Here is a 21,425-nt window from a genome sequence, read left to right as displayed (position 1 = left end):
TGCAGAGTCAGGGCGCGTTCTCCAGCGATTCCTGCCACTGACCGAGCGCTGCCAGATGGTTCATGTGGGCGCGGTGCGCAAAGGCTGCCTGGCCGGACGCGACATTCGCAACCTTACCGCTCCATGCTTTTTGCGCCGCCGATTGCAAGGCGCGGCCATAAGAAAAGGTCAGCTTCCACGGCTGCGCGCCAAGCGCGGCGATGGCGTTGAGGTTGGCGGTCGCCTCCACATCGCCTTGGCCGCCGGACAGGAAGGCGATGCCCGGAACGGCGACCGGGACCGTTTCGCGAAACAGCCTTATCGTCTTTTCTGCGATCTCTTCCGCCCCGGCCTGGCTGGCCGATTTCTTGCCGGAAAGGATCATGTTCGGCTTGAGGATGGTGCCTTCGAGCTTCACATGCAGGCCGTAGAGTTCGCTGTAGAGTTTCAGCAGCGCCGCCTTGGAGATTTCGTAGCAGGTGTCGATGGAGTGATCGCCTTCCATCATCACTTCCGGCTCGACGATGGGCACGATGCCGGCTTCCTGGCAAAGTGCTGCATAGCGCGCCAGCGCGTGCATGTTGGAGGCGATGGACGCGCCCGACGGCACCCCGTTGGCGGTGTCGATGTCGATGACCGCGCGCCATTTGGCGAAGCGCGCGCCGAGCTTGTAATACGCGGCGAGGCGCTCGCGCAGGCCATCCAGCCCCTCGGTGACGGTTTCGCCCGGAAAGCCGGCCAGCGGCTTGGCACCGGCATCGACCTTGATGCCGGGGATGGCACCGGTCGCCTGGATGATCTCGATCAGCGGCGTTCCGTCGGCGGCATTCTGGCGGATCGTTTCGTCATAGAGGATGACCGAGGAAATGTACCGGCTCATCGCATCGGGGGTGCGAAACAGCATTTCGCGGTAGTCGCGGCGGCTGTCCGGCGTCGACTCCACGCCAACGGCGTCGAAGCGCTTCTTGATGGTGCCGGAGCTTTCATCCGCAGCCAGAAAGCCTTTGCCGCCGGCCACCATTTTGGCGGCGATGTCTTCGAGGCGTTCGCTCATCGTCCCATTCCTTCCAAACGAGGTTTTCAGTAACCTACCGCCCAAGGAATGGTTGCAGAAGGCCCAAATCGAGCGAACCGCCTCACGATATTGCGTTCCGGGTGCGCCCTATTTCTTCAGGACGTCGACGCCGGGCAGCGGCTTGCCTTCCATCCATTCGAGGAACGCGCCGCCTGCCGTCGAGACATAGGTGAAGTCGTCGGCGACGCCGGCATGGTTCAGCGCTGCGACGGTGTCGCCACCACCGGCGACGGACACGAGTTTTCCGGTCTTGGTGCGCGCGGCGGCGTGCCGGGCGACGGCGATCGTTGCGCGGTCGAACGGCGTGATCTCGAAAGCGCCAAGCGGGCCGTTCCAGACCAGCGTGGCTGCGCGGTCGATCCACTGGTTGATGGTGTCGACGGTCTTGTCGCCGGCATCGAGGATCATGGCGTCGCTCGGGCAGGCTTCGATGGCGATCGTTTCGCTTTTCGCGCCCGCCTTGAACTCCCATGCGACGACTCCGTCCGAAGGCAGCACGATGGCGCAGCCGGCGGTGGCCGCCTCGATCATGATCTGCTTGGCGGTTTTAGCCAGGTCGTGCTCGCACAGCGACTTGCCGACATCGGTGCCGCGCGCGGCGAGAAACGTGTTGGCCATGCCGCCGCCGATGACCAGCGCGTCGACCTTCCTGACAAGGTTCATCAGAAGATCGATCTTGGTCGACACCTTCGCGCCGCCGACAATGGCGACGACGGGCTTGACCGGGCTGCCGAGGCCCTTTTCCAGTGCATCCAGTTCGGCCTGCATGGTGCGCCCGGCGAAGGCCGGCAGAAGATGCGCCAGCCCCTCAGTCGAGGCGTGCGCCCGGTGCGCCGCTGAAAAAGCGTCGTTGACGAAGATGTCGCCGTTTTTGGCCAGCGCCTCGGCAAAGGCCGGATCGTTCTTTTCTTCTCCGGCATGGAAGCGGGTGTTTTCCAGAAGCAGGATGTCGCCATCCTTCATGCGCGTCACGGCATTGGCGGCCTCTTCGCCGATGCAATCGGCGGCAAAGGCGACAGGCTTGCCGATCATGGCGGAAACGGCGTGGGCAATTGGATCCAGCGAGAATTCAGGCGAGGGCTGGCCCTTCGGGCGGCCGAAATGCGCAAGTAGGATGACCTTGCCGCCCTTTTTCGACAGTTCGTCCAGCGTCGGCATGATCCGCTCGATGCGGGTCGTGTCGCTGACCTTGCCGTCCGTGACGGGAACGTTGAGATCGACGCGCACCAGAACGCGCTTGCCGGCAATAGCGCCCATGTCGTCGAGTGTCTTGAAGCTGGCCATGCCGGATTCCTTTTTACAGAAAAGTTTCCGGACATTACCCGGCGTTTAACGCGATGCAAGGCCGCGAAACCGCGCAGCCCGGAAAAACGCCGGCGTCACGCTGCTTGCGGTGCGTCGTCCTCAAGGCTGTCGCCGTGCAGGCCTTCGGGTGGGGCTGGTGCGTCGGGAACCACTTGTGGCACGGATTGAGCGGTGGGCGGCTCGGCCTTTTTCCGCCGGTTTTTGAGATAGGCCCTGACGCGGTCGGCGATTTCGCCGGCGCTGAGGAAGACAGGCACGCGCGCCACGGGGGCGGTCGGCTCGAAGGAAAGGCCGATGCCGGTGATGTGGCCCTTGTCGTCGACGTCGCGCACGATCAACTCGATGGGGCCGATGGGCACGCGGTCGGCATATTCGGCGTGGCCGTCCAGCCGCTCGATGACGAGGGCGGCGACGGTCAGCTTGCGTTCGGCTTCGCTGAGGCCGATGCCGTAGGCCGTCTCCAGTTCGGCGGCGGGGCGGGCCGGATCGACCGCGAATGCGCCGAAGAAATCGGCATCCTCGGGATCGACGACGGCGCGGCTGGCAAACAGCTTGTCGAGCAGGCGCGGATAGCGGTCCGGCACGAAGATATAGACGTTGTCGCCGGCGGCAAGCCGGCCCATGTCCTGGAAGCGCATCGAACGGCCCTCGCGCACTACCAGAGACGGGCGCGCCCAGCGCGGGATGCGTTCGCCGCGTGCGACCGGACTGCCGGCTGCGACCTTGTAGGCAAGGAGTTCGTGGCGGGCGGAGCCCGGCAATTCCAGTTCCACCTTGTCGAGCGGGCCGAGGCGGGCGGGAACGATCAGGCCAAGCCGCCGCGCCAGCGGTCCAACCGTCCAGCCCTGTATGACCAGCGACACCAGCACGACGATGAAGGCGGTGTTGAAGATCAGCCGTCCGTTCTCCAGGCCGCCAAGCAGGGGCGTGATGGCGAGCAGGATGGAAACCGCACCGCGCAGCCCGACCCAGGATATGAAGGCGACTTCGGGCCGGGGTAGGCGGAATGGCATCAGACATAGCCACACCGCAAGCGGCCGGGCAACGAAGATCAGGAACAGGCCTAGCAACACCGCCGGAATGATCAGTCCGGGGAATTGCGACGGGGTGGCGAACAGGCCGAGGACGAGGAACATGATGATCTGCGCCAGCCACGACATGCCGCCTTGAAAGCGTTTCAGCATGGTGACGGCGCGGATGTCGGAATTGCCGGCGACAAGCCCGGCCAGATAGACGGCCAGGAAACCGGAGCCGCCGATTGTTCCGGCAGCGGCAAACACCATCAGCGACAAGGTCAGCACGAAGATCGGCAACAGGCCGTGATCGAGATTGAGCTTGTCGACAAAGCGCACGATCGCCATGCCGCCAAGAATGCCAACAAGTGCGCCCAGCCCCATGTTGAGCAGGAACCCCAGGGCCAGGTCGGCCAGCAGTACCTGGGCTTCGGGATGCGCATTTGCGGCGATTATCTCAACCAAAGTGATGGTAAGAAAAATGGCGATCGGATCGTTGGTGCCGGATTCGACTTCCAGCGTCGAGCGCACCCGTTCGCGCAAATTGATCTCGCCCGCGCGAAGCAGGAAGAACACCGCCGCCGCATCGGTCGAAGCGACAGCCGCGCCCAGCAGGAAGGATTCCAGCCAGGTGAGATCGAGCAGGTAATAGACCGCGACGCCAAACACGCCGGTGGTGACAAGCACGCCGAACGTTGCCAGCGACACGGCGGGCAGGGCAGCCTGCTTCAGCGCCTTAAGCGGCGTGCCGAAGCCGGAATCGAACAGGATGACGGCCAGCGCCAGCGAACCGACGAAATAGGCGATGCGCGGATTGTCGAACTGGATGCCAAGGCCGTCGCCGCCCGATGCCAGGCCGATGCCGAGGAACAGAAGCAAGAGGGGCGCGCCGAAACGGAAGGCGATCAGGCTTGAAAACGCCGCGGCGACCACAAGCCCGGTGCCGACCAGCGTCACCAGATAGATCGCGTGCTCCATGCCCCCGGTTCCCTTGCGCTCGTCTCTTAGTTGAGGCGGGCCTTAATTCTGAATAGGGCAGAGTGCGGCGAAGACATGGCGAAAGGCAAGGTTTTCGGCCTTGATATCGATGATGGGAGCGCTTTTTACGCGACTGGCACAAACAAAAACGCCCGGCGGAAGCCGGGCGTTTTCAAAAAGCGGAAAGACGAAGGATCAGGCGATGGTCTTGCCGAAGGCGACGGCGGTGTCGCTCATGCGGTTCGAGAAGCCCCATTCGTTGTCGTACCAGGACATGACCCGCACCAGATTGCCCTCGACGACCTTGGTCTGGTCGAGCGCGAAGGTTGAAGACGCCGGGTTGTGGTTGAGATCGATCGAAACGAGCGGTTCCTTGGTGTAGGCGAGGATATTCTTGAGCGGGCCGTCTGCCGCCGCGACCAGGGCCGCGTTGACCTCGTCCACGGTGACGTTGCGCTTGGACACGAATTTGAAGTCGATGACCGAGACGTTCGGGGTGGGCACCCGGATCGAAACGCCGTCGAGCTTGCCCTTGAGTTCCGGCAGCACGAGGCCGACCGCCTTGGCGGCGCCGGTCGAGGTCGGGATCATCGACATGGCGGCGGCGCGGGCGCGGTAGAGATCCTTGTGCATGGTATCGAGCGTCGGCTGATCGCCCGTATAGGCGTGTATGGTCGTCATGAAGCCCTTTTCGATGCCGAAGGCATTGTTCAACACCATGGCGACCGGCGCGAGGCAGTTGGTGGTGCAGGAGGCGTTGGAGACGACGATGTGATCCTTGCTGATCTTGTCGTGGTTGACACCGTAGACGACTGTCAGGTCGACGCCATCGCCGGGAGCCGAGACAAGAACGCGCTTGGCGCCGGCGGCAAGATGGGCGGAGGCCTTGTCCTTGGACGTGAAGAGGCCGGTGCATTCCAGCGCGATGTCGACGCCCAGTTCCTTCCACGGCAGTTGGGCCGGGTCGCGCACGGCGCAGACCTTGAACGTCTCGGAGCCGACCGAAATCTGGTCGCCGTTCACGGTCACTTCATGCGGGAAACGGCCATGCACGCTGTCGTAGCGCAGCAGGTGCGCGTTGGTTTCGACCGGGCCGAGATCGTTTACGGCAACGACCTGGATATCCTTGCGGCCCGATTCATGAATGGCGCGCAGGACGTTACGGCCGATACGGCCAAATCCGTTGATGGCAACTCTGACAGTCATTTATTTCTCCTGGGGCGGAAGACGTCCGTCGTTCGGTGCGCGGATGCCGCCATGGCCGCATCCGTCGCGGGTTTTGAAATCGCTGGGCTTCGGCAGTATGCCAAAACCTATTTCTTGTGCAGCCGCTTTTCGGCTGCCTCGGCAGCATGCTCGGCGGTGATGCCGAAATGCGGGTAGAGTTGCTCGATGGTGCCGGACGCACCGAAGCCGGTCATGCCGATGAAGATGCCATCCGCGCCGATGAACTGGTCCCAGCCCTGGCGGATGCCGGCTTCGATGGCGATTTTGATGCCGGCATTGCCGATGGTCTTGGCGCGGTAGGCATCGCTCTGCTTGTCGAACAGTTCGAAGCAGGGCACCGAGACGACGCGGGTCGGGTGGCCGTGACCCTGCAGCAATTTGCGGGCGTCAAGCGCGATCTCGACCTCGGAGCCGGAAGCGAAGATGGTCACGGCAGCGTCGCCGCCTTCGGCCGCCGCCATCTCGTAGGCACCCTTGGCACAGAGGTTTTCCGAAACGAACTCGGTACGCAGCGCCGGCAGGTTCTGGCGGGTAAGCGCCAGCGTCGACGGCGTCTTTTCAGTTTCGAGGGCTACCTGCCAGCATTCGGCGGTTTCCATCGCGTCGGCAGGGCGGAACACATTGTGGTTGGGAATGGCGCGAAGGGCGGCCATGTGCTCGACTGGCTGATGGGTCGGGCCGTCTTCGCCAAGGCCGATGGAATCGTGCGTCATGACGAAGATCGAGCGGATGCCCATCAGCGAAGCCAGCCGCATGGCAGGCCGCGCATAGTCGGAGAAGCACAGGAACGTGCCGCCATAGGCAATGATGCCGCCATGCAGGGTCAGGCCGTTCATCGCCGCCGCCATGCCGTGCTCGCGAATGCCGTAATGGACATAGCGCTGGCCGTAGTCGAGCGGCGTGATGTTCTTGGTCTGGCTGGTCTTGGTGTTGTTGGAGCCGGTGAGGTCGGCCGAGCCGCCGATGGTTTCCGGCACCGCGCCGTTGATGACCTCCAGCGCCATTTCCGACGATTTGCGGGTGGCGACCTTGGGCTTGTCGGCTGCCAGCTTCTTCTTGTAATCGGCGATGACCGCATCGAAGTTCTGCGGCAGCTTGCCGCTCATGCGGCGTTCGAATTCGGCGCGCTTGGCAGGCTCAGCCTTGGCAAGGCGGCCCTCCCAGTCTGTGCGTGCCTTGACACCCGCCTTGCCGGCGGTGCGCCATGCTTCGAGAATATCGGCGGGGATTTCGAAAGGTTTCGAGTCCCAGTTGAAGAACTTGCGCGCGCCGGCGATTTCGTCGGCGCCGAGAGGCGAGCCATGCGCCTTGTTGGTGCCTGCCTTGGTCGGAGCGCCAAAGCCGATGGTCGTCTTGCAGGCAATCAGCGTCGGCTTGTCGGAATGGCGCGCCGTTTCGATGGCGTAGGCGATCGCCTCTGGATCGAGCCCGTCGACATGCATGGCGTTCCACCCGGAAGCCTGGAAGCGGGCAACCTGGTCGGTATTGTCGGACATCGATACGGAACCGTCGATGGTGATGTCGTTATTGTCCCAGATGAGGATCAACTTGTTCAGCTTGAGATGGCCCGCCAGCGTGAGGGCTTCCTGGCTGATGCCTTCCATCAGGCAGCCGTCGCCGCAGAGCACGTAGGTGTGATGATCGACAAGGTCGTTGCCGAATGCCGCGTTCATGATGCGCTCGCCAAGGGCGAAACCCACCGAATTGGCGACGCCTTGGCCGAGCGGTCCGGTGGTCGTCTCGATGCCAGCGGCATGGCCGTATTCGGGGTGGCCGGCCGTGCGGGAGCCCAACTGGCGGAATTTCTTGATCTGGTCGAGGGTGATGTCTTCGTACCCGGTGAGATACAGCAGCGAATAAAGCAGCATCGAACCGTGGCCGGCCGACAGGATGAAGCGGTCGCGGTCCGGCCAGTGCGGGTTCTTGGGATCGTATTTCAGGAAGCGGGTAAAGAGCACCGTTGCGACGTCGGCGCAGCCCATCGGCAGGCCCGGATGCCCCGAATTGGCTTTCTCGACGGCATCCATGGACAGGAAGCGGATCGCGTTGGCCATACGATCATGTTGTTCGCGCGAAACCATGGGACCTCCGGGATAATTTCGATTGGGGAAAGGTGAGACGACACATAGCAGGACAGACGCTTTAGTCAACAAAACCTAAATCGATTTAGGTCGCTTCTGGCGCAACAATTGCGATACAATCCGCCGGAAACCCTCGTTACCGGGGGACAGGCGACAGAGCTTTGTTGACGCATGCTTCACACGCCGCCTAATGTTTCGAGAGTAACGCGTTCTGAATGTGAACGATTCGGTGATGGGCAGGTGACGGGACAAATGCCATGACCGGTGAAACGACGCTCAAGGAAGTCATTGCCAGGCTTGGTAAAGCGATTGACGGGCTGGAGGATGCCGTCGTGGCCCGGCTCGAAAACGAGCGCGACTATTCCGAGGCTGAAGCCGAAGTGCAGCGCATGAATGCAGACCGTTCGCGGCTGGCGCAGGAACTCGACAATTCCGAAGCGCGGGCGGAGCGGCTGGAAGATGCCAACAAGGAAGTCTCGCGCCGGCTGGTGACCGCGATGGAAACCATCCGCGCAGTTCTGGACAGGTAGGCGAGGACATGGCGCAAGTCACGGTTTCCATCGACGGCAAGCAATACCGGATGGCCTGCGACGAGGGGCAGGAAGAGCATCTGACCGATCTGGCGCTGCGCTTCGATCGCTATGTCTCGCATCTGAAGGATTCCTTCGGCGAGATCGGCGACCAGCGGCTCACCGTCATGGCCGGCATCATGGTGATGGATGAATTGTCGGAATTGCAAAAGCGCGTGAAGGGCATGGAAAGCGAAGTGCAGACGCTGCGCAAGACGCGTGACGAGGCGCTGACCAAGGCTGACAAGAACGACGCGGCGCTGACCGGCGCGCTTGGCGCGCTCGCCTTGCGCATGGAAGGCTTGGCAGAGACACTGACGGTCAGGAAGGCCTGATCTGCCCCTTGCGGTTGATCGGAGGCCGGCTCGTCCTAACCACAGCAAGGGTAGTTCATACTAGTCCGCTCCATCGGGTGAGAAATTTATTCTCAATAATCCGTATGCTTGGTGCGGCCGGATTTTGAGCACCGTTGTATTGGTGCTAAAACATGGGACCGCATAGCGGCAGCCCAATTTCAGTAACAGCATAGGTAGGAAACGCCATGAGCCTTCGTATTAACGATACGGCACCCGATTTTACCGCCGAGACGACGCAGGGCACCATCCATTTCTATGATTGGATCGGTGACGGTTACGCAGTCTTGTTCTCGCACCCCAAGGATTTCACCCCGATCTGCACGACCGAGCTTGGCACGATGGCCGGGTTGGATGGCGAATTCAAGAAGCGCAACGCCAAGATCATCGGCATTTCGGTCGATCCGGTCGAAAGCCATAACCGCTGGAAGGACGACATCAAGACGGCGACCGGCCATACCGTCAACTATCCTATGATCGGCGACGGCGAACTCAAGGTGGCCAAGCTCTATGACATGCTTCCCGCCGCCGCCGGCGACAGTTCGGAAGGCCGCACGCCTGCCGACAACCAGACGGTGCGCTCGGTGTTCGTCATCGGCCCGGACAGGAAGATCAAGCTGATCCTCACCTATCCGATGTCGACCGGCCGCAATTTCCAGGAAATCCTGCGCGCCATCGATTCCATCCAGCTTACCGCCAAGCATTCCGTATCGACACCGGCGGACTGGAAGCCGGGCGACGACGTCATCATCGGCGGCGGCATTTCGGACGAGGAAGCGACCAAGCGGTTCGGTTCGTTCGAAACCATCCTGCCCTATATGCGCAAGACCAAGCAGCCCTCTGCCTGATTTTCCGTTTTTCCGCCTATGCGCCGGTGCAGTGCTTGACTGTGCCGGCTGTGCGGATAACCATACCTCCATTCCCTACCGGTAGAGAAAATTATTCCTGCGCCGACAGGAGTGGAGGTTGGATTGAGCGCATCGTCTGCCAGGCCGCAGGTAACCGGCTTTTACGACAAGCCGACCGGGTCGATCCAGTATGTGGTCGCGGACAAGGCGACTGGGCGATGCGCCATCATAGACCCGGTGCTGGACTTCGACGAGAAATCCGGCGCGACGGCCACGACCAATGCCGATGCTTTACTTGATTTCGTGGACCAGAACGGACTGAGCGTCGACTGGATACTCGACACCCACCCGCACGCCGATCATTTTTCCGCCGCGCATTATCTGGCCAGGAAGACCGGCGCGCCGACCGCCATCGGCGCGAACATCGCGGAAGTCCAGAAGCTCTGGAAGGCCATCTACAACTGGCCGGATTTTGCCGCCGACGGCTCGCAATGGGACAGGCTTTTCGCCGCCGGCGAGACATTTTCCATCGGGACCATTCCGGTAAAGGTGTTGTTTTCGCCGGGGCACACGCTTGCCTCGATCAGCTACGTGATCGGCGATGCCGCCTTCATCCACGACACCATCTTCATGCCGGACAGCGGCACGGCGCGCGCGGATTTCCCCGGCGGAAGCGCCGAGCGGCTGTGGCATTCGATCCAGGAGATCATGGCGCTGCCGGACGATACGCGGCTGTTTACCGGGCACGACTACATGCCGGGAGACCGCGATCCGGTGTGGGAGAGCACGGTCGCCGAGCAGCGGGCGACGAACAGCCATCTGTCCAGATGCAAGACGCAGGCGGAGTTTGTCGCGCTGCGCGAGGCGAGGGACAAGACGCTGCCGATGCCGCGCCTGATCCTGCATGCCTTGCAAATCAACATCAATGGCGGGCGTTTGCCTGAAGCGGAAGCCAACGGCCAGCGCTATCTGAAATTTCCGCTGAACGCGTTTTGAGGGGTGGCAGCAGATGCTCGGGACAAGCCCAAGCATGACGGCGGTGGAAGCGGCGATACTTTGTTGAAAAAAGCGGCGCCGGATTTCTCCGGCGCCGCTTTTCGTTTCCGTATACTCGGTCCTATAGCAGGGCCGCTTAAGCCGCCGGCTGCACCTCGATGGTGCGAAGCGACTGAGCCTGCCGCTTGGCCGCGGCCTTGACGGCGTCCTGCACCTTTTCGAAGGCGCGCACCTCGATCTGGCGCACGCGCTCGCGGGAAATGTCGAACTCTCCCGACAATTCCTCCAGCGTCAAAGGCTCTTCGGACAGGCGACGTGCCTCGAAGATGCGCTTTTCGCGCTCGTTCAGCACGGCCAGCGCACCGGTAAGCATGCCGCGCCGGTTTTCCAGCTCGTCCTGCTCGATCAGCGTCTGTTCCTGGCTCTGGTGGTCGTCGACCAGCCAGTCCTGCCATTCGCCGGACTCGCCCTCGCTGGCGCGGATCGGCGCGTTCAGCGAAGCGTCGCCCGACAGGCGGCGGTTCATCGACACGACTTCCGCTTCGGAAACGTTCAGCCGCGTCGCGATCTCGGTGATGTGCTCCGGCTTGAGGTCGCCGTCATCCAGCGCCTGAATCTTGCCCTTCACCTTCCTGAGGTTGAAGAACAGCCGCTTCTGGTTGGCGGTCGTGCCCATCTTGACCAGGCTCCACGAGCGCAGGATATATTCCTGGATCGACGCCTTGATCCACCACATGGCGTAGGTCGCCAGGCGGAAGCCGCGCTCCGGCTCGAATTTCTTGACGGCCTGCATCAGGCCGACATTGCCTTCCGAGATCACCTCGCCGATTGGCAAGCCGTAGCCGCGATAGCCCATGGCGATCTTGGCGACGAGCCGAAGGTGGCTGGTGACGAGCTTGTGCGCGGCAGAGGTATCTTCATGCTCGGCGTAACGCTTGGCGAGCATGTATTCTTCCTGCGGCTGAAGCATCGGAAAACGGCGGATTTCTTCCAGGTAGCGGCTGAGGCCGCCTTCACCGGAAACGACGCTGGGTAGTGACTGGGCCATGATAGCGCCCTCCTCATCTCTTAGAGAACTGCCCCCAAAACGCGGCGGGCATATGACACGGACGCCAAAAAGGCGCATCCGCAACAATCGCTTTATACAGGAACAAAACCAGAAAAGACAGCTTTTGTTCAACTCGAAACAGACTGTCACGCCAAAGTGAACAATACCAGTCAGGTTTTATGCGGATCGATTCAGGATTCTTGATGGTGGGTCAGAGTTGGCGAAACCCGTCCACCATCTCCTGCATGTCAGACGGAAGCGGGGCCTCGAAGCGCATCGATATGTGGGTGGTCGGGTGGCGGAATGCAAGAAGGCGGGCATGCAATGCCTGCCGCGGGAAGGCCGCCACCGTTTCGCGCAAAGCTTCCGGAAGCCGGTTGGCCTTGGTGCTGAAGGCGCGGCCATAATCCTTGTCACCGACGAGCGGGTGGCCGATATGGGCCATGTGGACGCGGATCTGGTGCGTGCGCCCGGTTTCCAGCCGGCACTCGACCAGGCTTGCCGTGGTGAACGCCTTCTGGGCTTCGCCGAAGCGTTCCTCGATCGTGTAGTGGGTGATGGCGTGACGGGCATCTGCGCGGCCCTCCGGCACTACGGCGCGGCGCACGCGGTCGGCGGCGCGGCCCAGCGGTGCGTCGATCGTTCCCTTCACCCTTGGTGGGATGCCCCAGACGAGTGCCGCATAGGCGCGCTCGAGATCGCCGGTCAGGCCGTGGTCGGCGAAGGCTTCCGACAGGGCCTTGTGGGCGCGGTCGGTCTTGGCCGCGACCATGACGCCGGTTGTATCCTTGTCCAGCCGATGGACGATGCCGGGCCGGCGCACGCCGCCGATGCCGGAAAGGCTTGTCCCGCAATGGTGGATGAGCGCATTGACCAGCGTGCCGGTCCAGTTGCCGGCACCGGGGTGAACCACCAGCCCGGCCTGCTTGTCGATGACGATCAGTTCGTCGTCTTCGTAAAGGACGGCGAGCGGTATGGCCTCGCCCTGCGGTTCGGCCGGCTCCGGTTCGGGCATGAGCACCGACACGCGCTCGCCCGCCGCCATCTTGCGCTTGGCTTCGCTGACCGGCTTGTCTTCGATGCTCACCGCTCCCTGCTTGATGAGCATCTGCACCCGGTTGCGCGACATGTCGGGGCCTAGCTGGCTTGCCAGCCATTGATCGAGTCGCTGGCCGGCCGCATCGGCATCGGCGACCACAACAACCGCCGCGATTACCGCCGCCGGGGCCGAAGCATCGTCGTCCTCTATCATTTCATCGGCCTGTTCGCTAAGAGCGCTCATTGATAACCGTTCCGGAATTTTTGCCATGACCCGGCCCCATGCCGACGAAGACAAACTTGCGCCTGAGGCCGCCGCTGCCGGAAAAGGCGCGGAAAAGCCGCTCGACCCGCATGTCGAGAATGTGCGCAGGAAGCTGATCCGCTTCATGGGCGTCAATCTGAGCCTGCTGTTCCTTGCCCTTATGGTGGTGATCGTCGCCCTTGTCTACAAATCGCGCGGAACAAAGGAGTCGGCTCCGGCGACCTTGAGTGAAATCCAGGTGCCGGCCGGCGAACAACTCACCGGCGATATCGTGTTGCCGGTAGGCGCGGCAGTGGTGTCGCAATCGATTTCGGGCAACCGCCTGTCGATTCAGGCGGAGCTTGTCGACGGTTCTCGCGTCATCTTCATCTACGATGTCACGGAACGCCGGATGATCGGCCATTTTGCCATCCGCAACAAATAATTCTTGGCGGCCGGCGACGCCCGTTTCGGGCTTGGCATTTATGCGGCCGAGGTCGGTTGCTTTTTGCGAAGCGGCAGCCTATATCGCCGGTTCTTGAACGCGCCCATCGTCTAGCGGTCAGGACACCGCCCTCTCACGGCGGGAACAGGGGTTCGATTCCCCTTGGGCGTACCAAGGTTCATTACTCAGTTTATATTCTTCCGAGAATCGTCTGATAGCGATCGAATAAGCTGTTCTGACCGCGTGAGTGAGGCTCGTTTCCGCCCGCCGTCATCTCGCCAAACCACCGGTAAAAAAGGTAGCTGAGGCAGGCGTAAGCGCACGAAAAAGCCCGCGCACCCATCAGGATGCGTGGGCTGGGTAATCGCAAAAACTGCGCATAGGATCATGGCGGCGCCTTGCGTCTGGCCGCCGTTGAAGGCATCACATCCTCATGACGCGGAGTGATAGCGAGACAGCGACCATCGAGTTCGACGTGAAATCCGTTACAGAATTCGTCCGCAGATGCAGGCGCGGAACTTGGCTGGTATTTTTAGCCCTCGCGCTCCTGACAGTCTCGTTTCCCTCGGCGGCCGGGCTGACTATCGACAGGTCGCCAGCGGTAACATCGAGGCCGATCAATAACCTGGCGATCCTTCGTCAGGATATTTCATACAATCTGACCCTCGACAGTCGTTCCATGCCCGGGTGGTCGCGCGCTGCAGAGCGTAGCGGGCCGGTCCAAGCGTCCGGCGGGTACGGCATTGTTTCTGCCGAGGTTCGGATGGCCACCTCGCGGCCGCACCCGATCATTCCACGCTTCGTCCATGACGCAGTCGATCTGCCCCGGCTCCGCCACTTCGACGCGCAGGCTCCGCCGCTGCGCCCGTAATTGCCGCAATCGGCACTTTCCAAAAATCGAACCAACTGCACAGGCCGCCGCCTCAAAAGAGGACGGCGCATCTGCTGCATGGAAAATAGTCATGGCTTCCTAAAGCCGTAAAGCTGGGGTGACCCAATGAAAGACCACCACGACGAATACATCTACACGCGCGATCACAGGACGCCGCAGGAGGTGAGAGCAGCCCGACGAGAAGCAGCGTTCGGATGGTTGGCGCTGATCATCTTCACGACCGCTGTATTCACGGCAGCCGATATTTTGCTGGTAGGTTGCACAAGCCTGATGGCCACTGCTTTTGGGTGGGAATGCAAAGCGGCCTTCGGAGGCTGAGGCGCAAACGAAAAATGCCCGCTCCGGCGAACCGGAGCGGGCGATCGTATTGCCGGCGTCGGGGACAGAAGGTGAGGCCGGGTTGCCCGCTTGTAAACAGCGGGGGAAGACGGTTAGAGCGCAAGGAGAAATGGATCAGCGGACAATCGTGGCTATTCGCACAGGACCCGGACGCGTTTGCCGGTGGGCGTCGCGGCTTCACAGGCCAGTTGCGGCCGCGCCGCTGCGGAAGCCGGGACCTGGTGAACGTTCCGTTTGTTTCGGCTTTTTCCGGGTCTTTTCACGCTGCTTCGTATGTGCCGAGCCGTGATGCCGGGGGCAATCGGGAAAGGTTCCGGCGCGGCGGCCACGATGTTCGGCGCTGTCACGGCCGGCTTGATGTGACCGGGGTGGCGGAGGTCGAAAGGCCCGAAATCCATCCGGCGGGCATCGAGCGCCGGCGGGATGACGACCGTACCGTCGTCGGTTCGCGAGCAGCCGGCGACGGCTGCGACCAGAAAGACGACCAGCGACATATATCTAGGCACTCGCGGTCTCCGGCTCCATCTTGGCACATTCATGGTGTGATGCATTCTTTCGTCACTACGATCTAACGCCTTGCGCCCCCGTCCGGTTGCTTCCCCGGCGTTAAGGTTAGCGGAACGTTAAGCCTTCTTGGGCACATTTGCACGGCGGATTGCGGGGGCATCCGAGAGCATGCAATGGCCCGGATGGGAATAGGGTGTGGTTGGACCAGTAGAAACCGATATGGCTAGTCCGGAGCGGGGAGCCAGCCAAGCAGAAATGTCGACGCACGAGAAAGCAGCCGGCGGGTTATCTGCCGGCGAATTGCAGACATTGCTCGAATTCGGCTCCGACTGGCTTTGGGAAACCGATGCCGAACTGCGGTTCTCCTGGCTTTCCGACGGTTTCGCGGCCGCTACCGGCACCAATCCGGCGAAGGTCCTCGGGCGGTTCCGGTTCGATTTTCTCAAGCATATGTCGAGCGGCAGCGAAGCTGCCATTGCACATCTGAAGGATTTGCAGGAGCGCAGGACGTTCCGCGATTTCGTTTACGAACTGAACGATAGCGATGAGAATTGCCGCTGGATTTCCACCTCGGGCTTCCCCCGCTTTGATTCGGCCGGGAATTTCATGGGCTACCGTGGCGTCGGCCGCAATGTAACGGGCATTGCCGGATCGCTCAAAAGACTGGAAGACGCCGATCCTTCCGCACCTACGGCACATTCCCGGCAGATAGAAGCGGAACTGGTCACGGCGGCCGAGCGCAGCCGGCTGGACGCCACTGTCGCCCGCTACCATCTGCCCTATTCGAGCTTCGAGCGGTTGAACCCCGATGGCCGGTGGTATCAGGTTTACGATATGCGCACCGATGACGGCACGTATATCGGCGTGCGCGTCGACATCACCGAACTCAAGAACCGCGAGACGGCGCTGCGCGATTCGATGCACCAGATCGACCTGTTCAGACATATCATGGACGAACTGCCGGTCGCGGCCTTCACCAAGGCGGACGACCTTACCATCGAGTTTGTCAACAAGGCGTGGTGCGCCATAACCGGCATATCGAAGGAAGAAGCGGTCGGGCGCACCGACCGCGAACTGTTCGGCACCGAAGAGGGAGCCAATTACAGCCTTGACGACACCGGGGTCGGCACCACCGGCGACATGGTCGAGGTGGAAGAACCCGTAACCCATCGCGACGGCACGATCCGGCAGGTCATGACGCGCAAGAGCCGTCTTGTGGCAACGGACGGTTCCGTGCATCTGGTCGGCTCCAGCACCGACATAACCGAGGTCAAGGCGCGCGAGCTGGCCCTTGAGGAAAGCATGCGCGAGAACGAGGTGTTCCGCACCCTCATCGATAACGTCCCGGTGTCGATCTACGCCAAGCGGTCGGATCTGCGCATATTTTACGTCAACAAGGGCTGGTGCGACCTTACCGGCTTCAGCAAGGCGGAAGCGGCCGGCAAGACCGACGTCGAAATCTTTGGAGCCGATGGCGAGGCCTTCGTGCAAAGCGATCTTGCGGTGCTGCGCACCGGCACGACGCAGGAGATCGAAGAAGCGGTAAAATTGACGGATGGCGGCATGCGTCATCAGTTCGCCCGCAAGAGCGCGATGATCGCCTCCGATGGCTCGCTTTATCTGATCGGCTCGACCACCGACATTACCGACCTGAAGCAGCGGGAAGCGGAATTGCAGGAAGCCCGGCAGCGGGCGGTGCTGGCCGACCGCGCCAAGTCGGAATTCCTGGCCAATATGAGCCACGAGATACGCACGCCGATGAACGGTGTGCTCGGCATGGCCGAATTGCTGGCGAAATCCGAACTGAACCCGAAGCAGAAGACCTTCACCGACATCATCGTCAAGTCGGGCAACGCGCTGCTCACCATCATCAACGATATTCTCGACTTCTCCAAGATCGACGCGGGCCAGCTTGTGCTCGATCCGGCGCCGTTCAGGCTGAGCGAAGCGATCGAGGATGTGGCGACGCTTGTATCGACCCGCGCCAAGGAAAAGGATCTGGAACTGATCGTCCGGATCGAGCCGGGCCTCGACGGCCTGTTCGTGGGCGATGTGGGGCGCATCCGGCAAATCGTGACCAACCTGGTCGGCAACGCGGTCAAGTTCACCGATGACGGTCATGTCCTGGTGGATGTCACCGGCGAGCGGGCTGTCGATGGCACCCGCCTGCATGTTTCCGTCACCGACACGGGAATCGGCATTCCGGAAGAGAAACGTCGGCTGGTTTTCGAAAAGTTCAGCCAGGTCGACGCCTCTTCGACGCGGCGGCACGAGGGAACCGGCCTCGGCCTTGCCATCACCTCCCGGCTCGTCGAACTGATGGGTGGCGACATCGGCGTGGAAAGCGCGGAGGGCAGGGGGTCTACATTCTGGTTTGCCGTGACGCTGCCCAGTGCGGAGCAGTCGTCGCGCAATCGCATCACGCCTTCCGACGTGACGGGCGCGCGCGTGCTGATCGTCGACGACAACGCCGTAAACCGGTCGATCCTGACCGAGCAGATGGCATCGTGGCGTTTCGATTCCTGCGCGGCGTCGAGCGGCGCGGAGGGGCTGAAAGTGCTGGTTGCGGCGGCAGCCTACGGCGTTCCGGTGGATTGCGTGGTGCTCGACTACCAGATGCCGGGCATGAGCGGCGAGGAAATGGCCCGTATCGTGCGCAACACCGACGGTCTTGCGCATACGCCGATCGTCATGCTGACTTCGGTCGATCACTCGCTCGCCAGCGCGGAGTGCCTTGACCTCGGCATCGACGCCTATCTGGTCAAGCCGGTGCGCTCCTCGGCGCTGCTCGAAGCCCTGGTTGGCGCCATTCAATGGCACCGCAGCGAGTCGGCACCGGAAGAGGCGGCGACCGCAGGCCTTGATGAGCCGCAGCAGGATGATCCCCGAGAGCAACCGGCCGGCGAGCAGCCGCAACAGGCGTCTTCACACGGGCAGCCTGTCTATCTGGGCGCTGCGGCCACTGAGGCAGGGCATCAGGTCGATATTCTGGTCGCCGAGGACAATGAGGTGAATCAACTCGTTTTCACCCAGATACTGGGCGAAACGGGTTTAAGCTTCGAGATCGTGGCCAATGGCCGGCTGGCGCTCGAGGCGTATGATCGGCTGAAGCCGCAGATGATCCTGATGGACGTTTCCATGCCTGAAATGAACGGCCACGAGGCGACGCTCGAAATCCGACGCGCCGAGGAAGGAACCGGCCGGCATGTCCCCATCGTCGGGGTGACGGCGCATGCCCTGAAGGGCGACCGCGAGCGGTGCATTGAGGCCGGCATGGACGATTACCTTTCCAAACCGATCAGCCCCAAGGCACTTCTTGCCAAGGTTCAGCGCTGGTTGGGGAGGGACAGCGAAGGCGAGCGGGTAAGCGCCGGCGGCTAGGATACGCCATTGGAAACGAGGGCGGTGCAGCGTTACGGCATCGTCACGAACCTGTCATGCGACTGTTATAAATCACGGCTATTGCCTCCCCGACGCCAGAAACGAACGGCGCCGAGAGACCATATTCCGAACAGGAGCAGGCCCGATGAGACATTTCCTCCGCTCTGCCGCCGTTGCCGTTGCAATGGCCACAGCATCCACGCTCACCCTTTCCGCAGCATACGCCGCCGACATTTCCGGCGCTGGCGCGACCTTCCCCTATCCGATCTATGCAAAGTGGGCGGACGCCTACAAGAAGGAGACCAATATCGGTCTCAACTACCAGTCGATCGGCTCCGGCGGCGGCATCAAGCAGATCAAGGCCAAGACCGTGACCTTCGGCGCTTCCGATGCGCCGATGAAGGGCGAAGACCTGGACGCCATCGGCCTCGCGCAGTTCCCGATGGTGATGGGCGGCATCGTGCCGGTCGTCAATCTCGAAGGCATCAAGCCGGGCGAGTTGGTTCTCGACGGCCAGACGCTGGCTGACATCTTCCAGGGCAAGATCACCAACTGGGACGACGCTGCGATCAAGAAGCTGAACCCCGACGCCAAGCTGCCTTCGCAGGCCATCGCCGTCGTTCACCGCTCCGACGGTTCGGGCACCACCTTCAACTTCGCCACCTACCTGGCCGACGTCAGCGCCGACTGGAAGGAAAATGTCGGCGTTGCCACAGCGCTGGAATGGCCGGTCGGCATCGGCGCGAAAGGCAATGAAGGCGTCGCCAACAACGTTGCCCAGACCGGCGGCGCGATCGGTTATGTCGAATATGCCTACGCCAAGCAGAACAAGCTGAGCCATGCCGACATGATCAACAAGGACGGCAAGACGGTCGAGCCGACGGCCGCCGCGTTTTCGGCCGCCGCCGCCAACGCCGACTGGTCCTCGCAGCCGGGTTATGGCGTCATCCTCTCCAACCAGCCGGGCGCCGAATCCTGGCCGATGACCGCCGCGACCTGGATCCTCGTCTACAAGCAGCCCGAAGACGTGACCGCCACCGCAGAGGCGCTCAAGTTCTTCGCCTGGTCCTACGACAAGGGCGACGAGATGGCCGGTGAACTCGACTACGTTCCGATGCCTGACAGTGTCGTCAAAAGCGTCGAGGACATGTGGGCCAAGGATATCGTCGGCAGCGACGGCAAGCCGCTTTATTCGGCCATGTAAAGTCCGTTTCGGGAGGGCGCTTTCCAGCGCCTTCCCGCTTCATCCGAATGCGAGCACGATCCATGACCATTTTTGCCGAACCAATGCCACGTTCGGACGCGCTGCTGGCCAGGGCCGCCACGGTGCGGCGCTTCGCACTCACCGATTCAATTTTTCGCGGCATGACCCGCGCAGCCGCCATCCTCGTCCTGCTCATTCTGGGCGGCGTCGGGGTTTCGCTGTTTGTCGGCGCGTGGCCGGCGCTTGCGACGTTCGGCGCATCTTTCCTCGTTACCGAATCCTGGAACCCCGTCACCGAGAAATTCGGGGCGCTCGCGCCGATCTACGGCACCATCGTGACGGCGGCGATCGCCATCCTGATCTCGGTGCCGATCGGCATCGGCATCGCCATCTTCCTCACTGAACTGTGCCCGCGCGTGCTGCGCCGCCCGATCGGCATCGCCGTCGAACTGCTGGCCGGCATCCCCTCGATCATCTACGGCATCTGGGGCCTGTTCATCTTCGCGCCGTTTCTGCAAAGGACGGTGCAGCCTTTCTTCATCGACCTCTTTAAAGACGTGCCGGTCCTTTCGAGCCTGTTTGCCGGGCCGCCCTACGGCATCGGCCTCTTAACTTCGGCGCTGATCCTGGCCATTATGGTGCTGCCCTTCATCACCTCGATCACCAAGGATGTGTTCGACACAGTACCGGCGGTGCTGAAGGAATCCGCCTATGGCATCGGCTGCACCACCTGGGAGGTGACGCGCCGCGTCGTCATCCCCTATACGCGCGTCGGCATCATGGGCGGCGTCATGCTCGGCCTTGGCCGCGCGCTCGGCGAAACCATGGCCGTGACCTTCGTCATCGGCAATGCGCACCGCATCAGCGCCTCGATATTCGCGCCCGGCACGACGATTTCAGCGACCATCGCCAATGAATTCACCGAGGCCGACGGTGAGCTTTACACATCCTCGCTGGTGGCGCTCGGCCTGATCCTGTTCGTCATCACCTTCATCATCCTTGCCGCCGCGCGCTTCATGCTGATGCGGATCGAACGGCGCGCCGGAGCCTGACCGATGGCTGCATCCCCCCTGCTTCACCGCCGCCGCAAGATGGTCAATTCCGTGATGATGACGCTGTGCGTGATTGCTGCCGGCATCGGTCTTGCCTGGCTGGCGCTTATCCTCGGCGCGCTCGTCTACAAGGGCACCGCCGGGCTTTCGTTCTCCGTGTTCACGGAGATGACGCCGCCGCCGGGCGATGCCGGCGGCCTCGCCAACGCGATATTCGGCTCCGTGATCATGACAGCCTTCGCCGTGTTCGTCGGCACGCCCATCGGCATTCTTGCCGGAACCTACATGGCCGAATACGGGCGCTTTTCGAAGCTGACGACGGTGGTGCGCTTCATCAATGACATCCTCCTGTCGGCACCGTCGATCATCATCGGCCTGTTCGTCTATGAACTGATGGTGCGGCCGATGGGGCATTTTTCGGCGCTTGCAGGTGCTGTGGCGCTGGCCATCCTGGTTATCCCGGTGGTCGTTCGCACCACCGAGGACATGCTCAACCTGGTGCCGAATTCGCTGCGCGAGGCCGGTGCCGCCATCGGTGCGCCGCGCTGGATCGTCATCCGCTCGGTCGGCTACCGCGCCGCCATGTCGGGCATCGTCACCGGCATATTGCTGGCGATTGCCCGCATAACGGGCGAAACCGCACCGCTTTTGTTCACCGCGCTCAACAACCAGTTCTGGTCGAGCAATCTCAATGCGCCGATGGCCAGCCTGCCGGTTACCATCTTCCAGTTCGCGCTCAGCCCCTATGAGGAATGGCAGCAACTGGCATGGACCGGCGCTCTCATCATTACGCTCGCGGTTCTGGTTTTGAGCATCGTTGCCAGAAGCCTCACCGGACGCAGGACCTAGAA

Annotated in this window: 18 protein-coding genes and 1 tRNA gene; 11 read left to right on the top strand and 8 right to left on the bottom strand. The window is 62.1% G+C overall.

Features of this window, described 5'->3' with window-relative positions:
- Nucleotides 1-7: 7 nt before the first annotated feature.
- From ACX3P0_RS08795 to tkt, 5 genes are all read right to left on the bottom strand, one after another.
- On the bottom strand, nt 8-1,033 hold the full coding sequence (locus ACX3P0_RS08795) for a class I fructose-bisphosphate aldolase (protein WP_459087929.1): 1,026 nt from the start codon (nt 1,031-1,033) through the stop codon (nt 8-10).
- A gap of 108 nt (nt 1,034-1,141) precedes the next feature.
- Nucleotides 1,142-2,338 carry a phosphoglycerate kinase gene (locus tag ACX3P0_RS08790; RefSeq protein WP_459087928.1) on the bottom strand — a complete coding sequence of 399 codons (1,197 nt, stop codon included), beginning with the start codon at nt 2,336-2,338 and terminating at the stop codon, nt 1,142-1,144.
- Between the two features lie 95 nt (nt 2,339-2,433).
- Nucleotides 2,434-4,350 (bottom strand): potassium/proton antiporter, encoded by a 1,917-nt coding sequence (locus ACX3P0_RS08785; protein WP_459087927.1) that lies wholly within the window; start codon nt 4,348-4,350, stop codon nt 2,434-2,436.
- A gap of 195 nt (nt 4,351-4,545) precedes the next feature.
- On the bottom strand, nt 4,546-5,556 hold the full coding sequence (gene gap / locus ACX3P0_RS08780; protein WP_459087926.1) for a type I glyceraldehyde-3-phosphate dehydrogenase: 1,011 nt from the start codon (nt 5,554-5,556) through the stop codon (nt 4,546-4,548).
- A gap of 107 nt (nt 5,557-5,663) precedes the next feature.
- Nucleotides 5,664-7,658, bottom strand: a complete 1,995-nt coding sequence (tkt, locus tag ACX3P0_RS08775; RefSeq protein WP_459081541.1) for a transketolase — start codon at nt 7,656-7,658, stop codon at nt 5,664-5,666.
- Nucleotides 7,659-7,915: 257 nt separating this feature from the next.
- On the opposite strand from tkt, the gene ACX3P0_RS08770 reads away from it, so the two are divergent.
- The 4 genes from ACX3P0_RS08770 (at nt 7,916) to ACX3P0_RS08755 (ending at nt 10,424) form a co-directional block, all read left to right on the top strand.
- Complete coding sequence (locus ACX3P0_RS08770; RefSeq protein ID WP_459081540.1) at nt 7,916-8,188, top strand: DUF4164 domain-containing protein; 273 nt, start codon at nt 7,916-7,918, stop codon at nt 8,186-8,188.
- An 8-nt stretch (nt 8,189-8,196) separates the two neighbouring features.
- Nucleotides 8,197-8,562 (top strand): cell division protein ZapA, encoded by a 366-nt coding sequence (locus ACX3P0_RS08765; protein WP_459081539.1) that lies wholly within the window; start codon nt 8,197-8,199, stop codon nt 8,560-8,562.
- 206 nt (nt 8,563-8,768) lie between these two features.
- On the top strand, nt 8,769-9,428 hold the full coding sequence (locus ACX3P0_RS08760; RefSeq protein WP_459081538.1) for a peroxiredoxin: 660 nt from the start codon (nt 8,769-8,771) through the stop codon (nt 9,426-9,428).
- A 123-nt stretch (nt 9,429-9,551) separates the two neighbouring features.
- Nucleotides 9,552-10,424, top strand: a complete 873-nt coding sequence (locus ACX3P0_RS08755; RefSeq protein WP_459081537.1) for an MBL fold metallo-hydrolase — start codon at nt 9,552-9,554, stop codon at nt 10,422-10,424.
- Between the two features lie 136 nt (nt 10,425-10,560).
- Here ACX3P0_RS08755 and rpoH read toward each other — a convergent pair whose 3' ends face one another.
- Nucleotides 10,561-11,472: an RNA polymerase sigma factor RpoH gene (gene rpoH / locus ACX3P0_RS08750; RefSeq protein ID WP_459081536.1), complete on the bottom strand. Its 912-nt coding sequence runs from the start codon at nt 11,470-11,472 to the stop codon at nt 10,561-10,563.
- A 211-nt stretch (nt 11,473-11,683) separates the two neighbouring features.
- Nucleotides 11,684-12,754 carry an RluA family pseudouridine synthase gene (locus ACX3P0_RS08745; RefSeq protein ID WP_459087925.1) on the bottom strand — a complete coding sequence of 357 codons (1,071 nt, stop codon included), beginning with the start codon at nt 12,752-12,754 and terminating at the stop codon, nt 11,684-11,686.
- A 25-nt stretch (nt 12,755-12,779) separates the two neighbouring features.
- On the opposite strand from ACX3P0_RS08745, the gene ACX3P0_RS08740 reads away from it, so the two are divergent.
- The 3 genes from ACX3P0_RS08740 to ACX3P0_RS08730 all read left to right on the top strand — a co-directional run bounded on the left by ACX3P0_RS08740 (nt 12,780) and on the right by ACX3P0_RS08730 (nt 14,409).
- A complete protein-coding gene (locus ACX3P0_RS08740) occupies nt 12,780-13,199 on the top strand; it encodes a fimbrial protein (RefSeq protein WP_459087924.1) in 420 nt (139 codons plus the stop codon).
- 99 nt (nt 13,200-13,298) lie between these two features.
- A tRNA-Glu gene (locus ACX3P0_RS08735) sits at nt 13,299-13,373 on the top strand.
- A gap of 823 nt (nt 13,374-14,196) precedes the next feature.
- Nucleotides 14,197-14,409, top strand: coding sequence for a hypothetical protein (locus ACX3P0_RS08730; RefSeq protein ID WP_459081533.1), 213 nt, complete (start codon nt 14,197-14,199; stop codon nt 14,407-14,409).
- A 152-nt stretch (nt 14,410-14,561) separates the two neighbouring features.
- On the opposite strand, the gene ACX3P0_RS08725 is transcribed toward ACX3P0_RS08730, so the two are convergent.
- On the bottom strand, nt 14,562-14,936 hold the full coding sequence (locus tag ACX3P0_RS08725) for a hypothetical protein (RefSeq protein WP_459081532.1): 375 nt from the start codon (nt 14,934-14,936) through the stop codon (nt 14,562-14,564).
- 256 nt (nt 14,937-15,192) lie between these two features.
- Here ACX3P0_RS08725 and ACX3P0_RS08720 point away from each other — a divergent pair, with 256 nt between their 5' ends.
- The 4 genes from ACX3P0_RS08720 to pstA all read left to right on the top strand — a co-directional run bounded on the left by ACX3P0_RS08720 (nt 15,193) and on the right by pstA (nt 21,423).
- Entirely contained in the window at nt 15,193-18,318 is a 3,126-nt protein-coding gene (locus tag ACX3P0_RS08720; protein WP_459087923.1) for a response regulator, read from the top strand.
- 145 nt (nt 18,319-18,463) lie between these two features.
- Complete coding sequence (pstS, locus tag ACX3P0_RS08715; protein ID WP_459087922.1) at nt 18,464-19,522, top strand: phosphate ABC transporter substrate-binding protein PstS; 1,059 nt, start codon at nt 18,464-18,466, stop codon at nt 19,520-19,522.
- A gap of 62 nt (nt 19,523-19,584) precedes the next feature.
- Complete coding sequence (gene pstC, locus ACX3P0_RS08710) at nt 19,585-20,574, top strand: phosphate ABC transporter permease subunit PstC (RefSeq protein WP_459087921.1); 990 nt, start codon at nt 19,585-19,587, stop codon at nt 20,572-20,574.
- Nucleotides 20,575-20,577: 3 nt separating this feature from the next.
- Nucleotides 20,578-21,423, top strand: a complete 846-nt coding sequence (gene pstA, locus ACX3P0_RS08705; protein ID WP_459081529.1) for a phosphate ABC transporter permease PstA — start codon at nt 20,578-20,580, stop codon at nt 21,421-21,423.
- The last annotated feature ends 2 nt before the right edge of the window (nt 21,424-21,425 follow it).

Source organism: Mesorhizobium sp. A556, from assembly GCF_054489545.1.
This window is presented reverse-complemented; position numbering and strand designations above follow the sequence as displayed.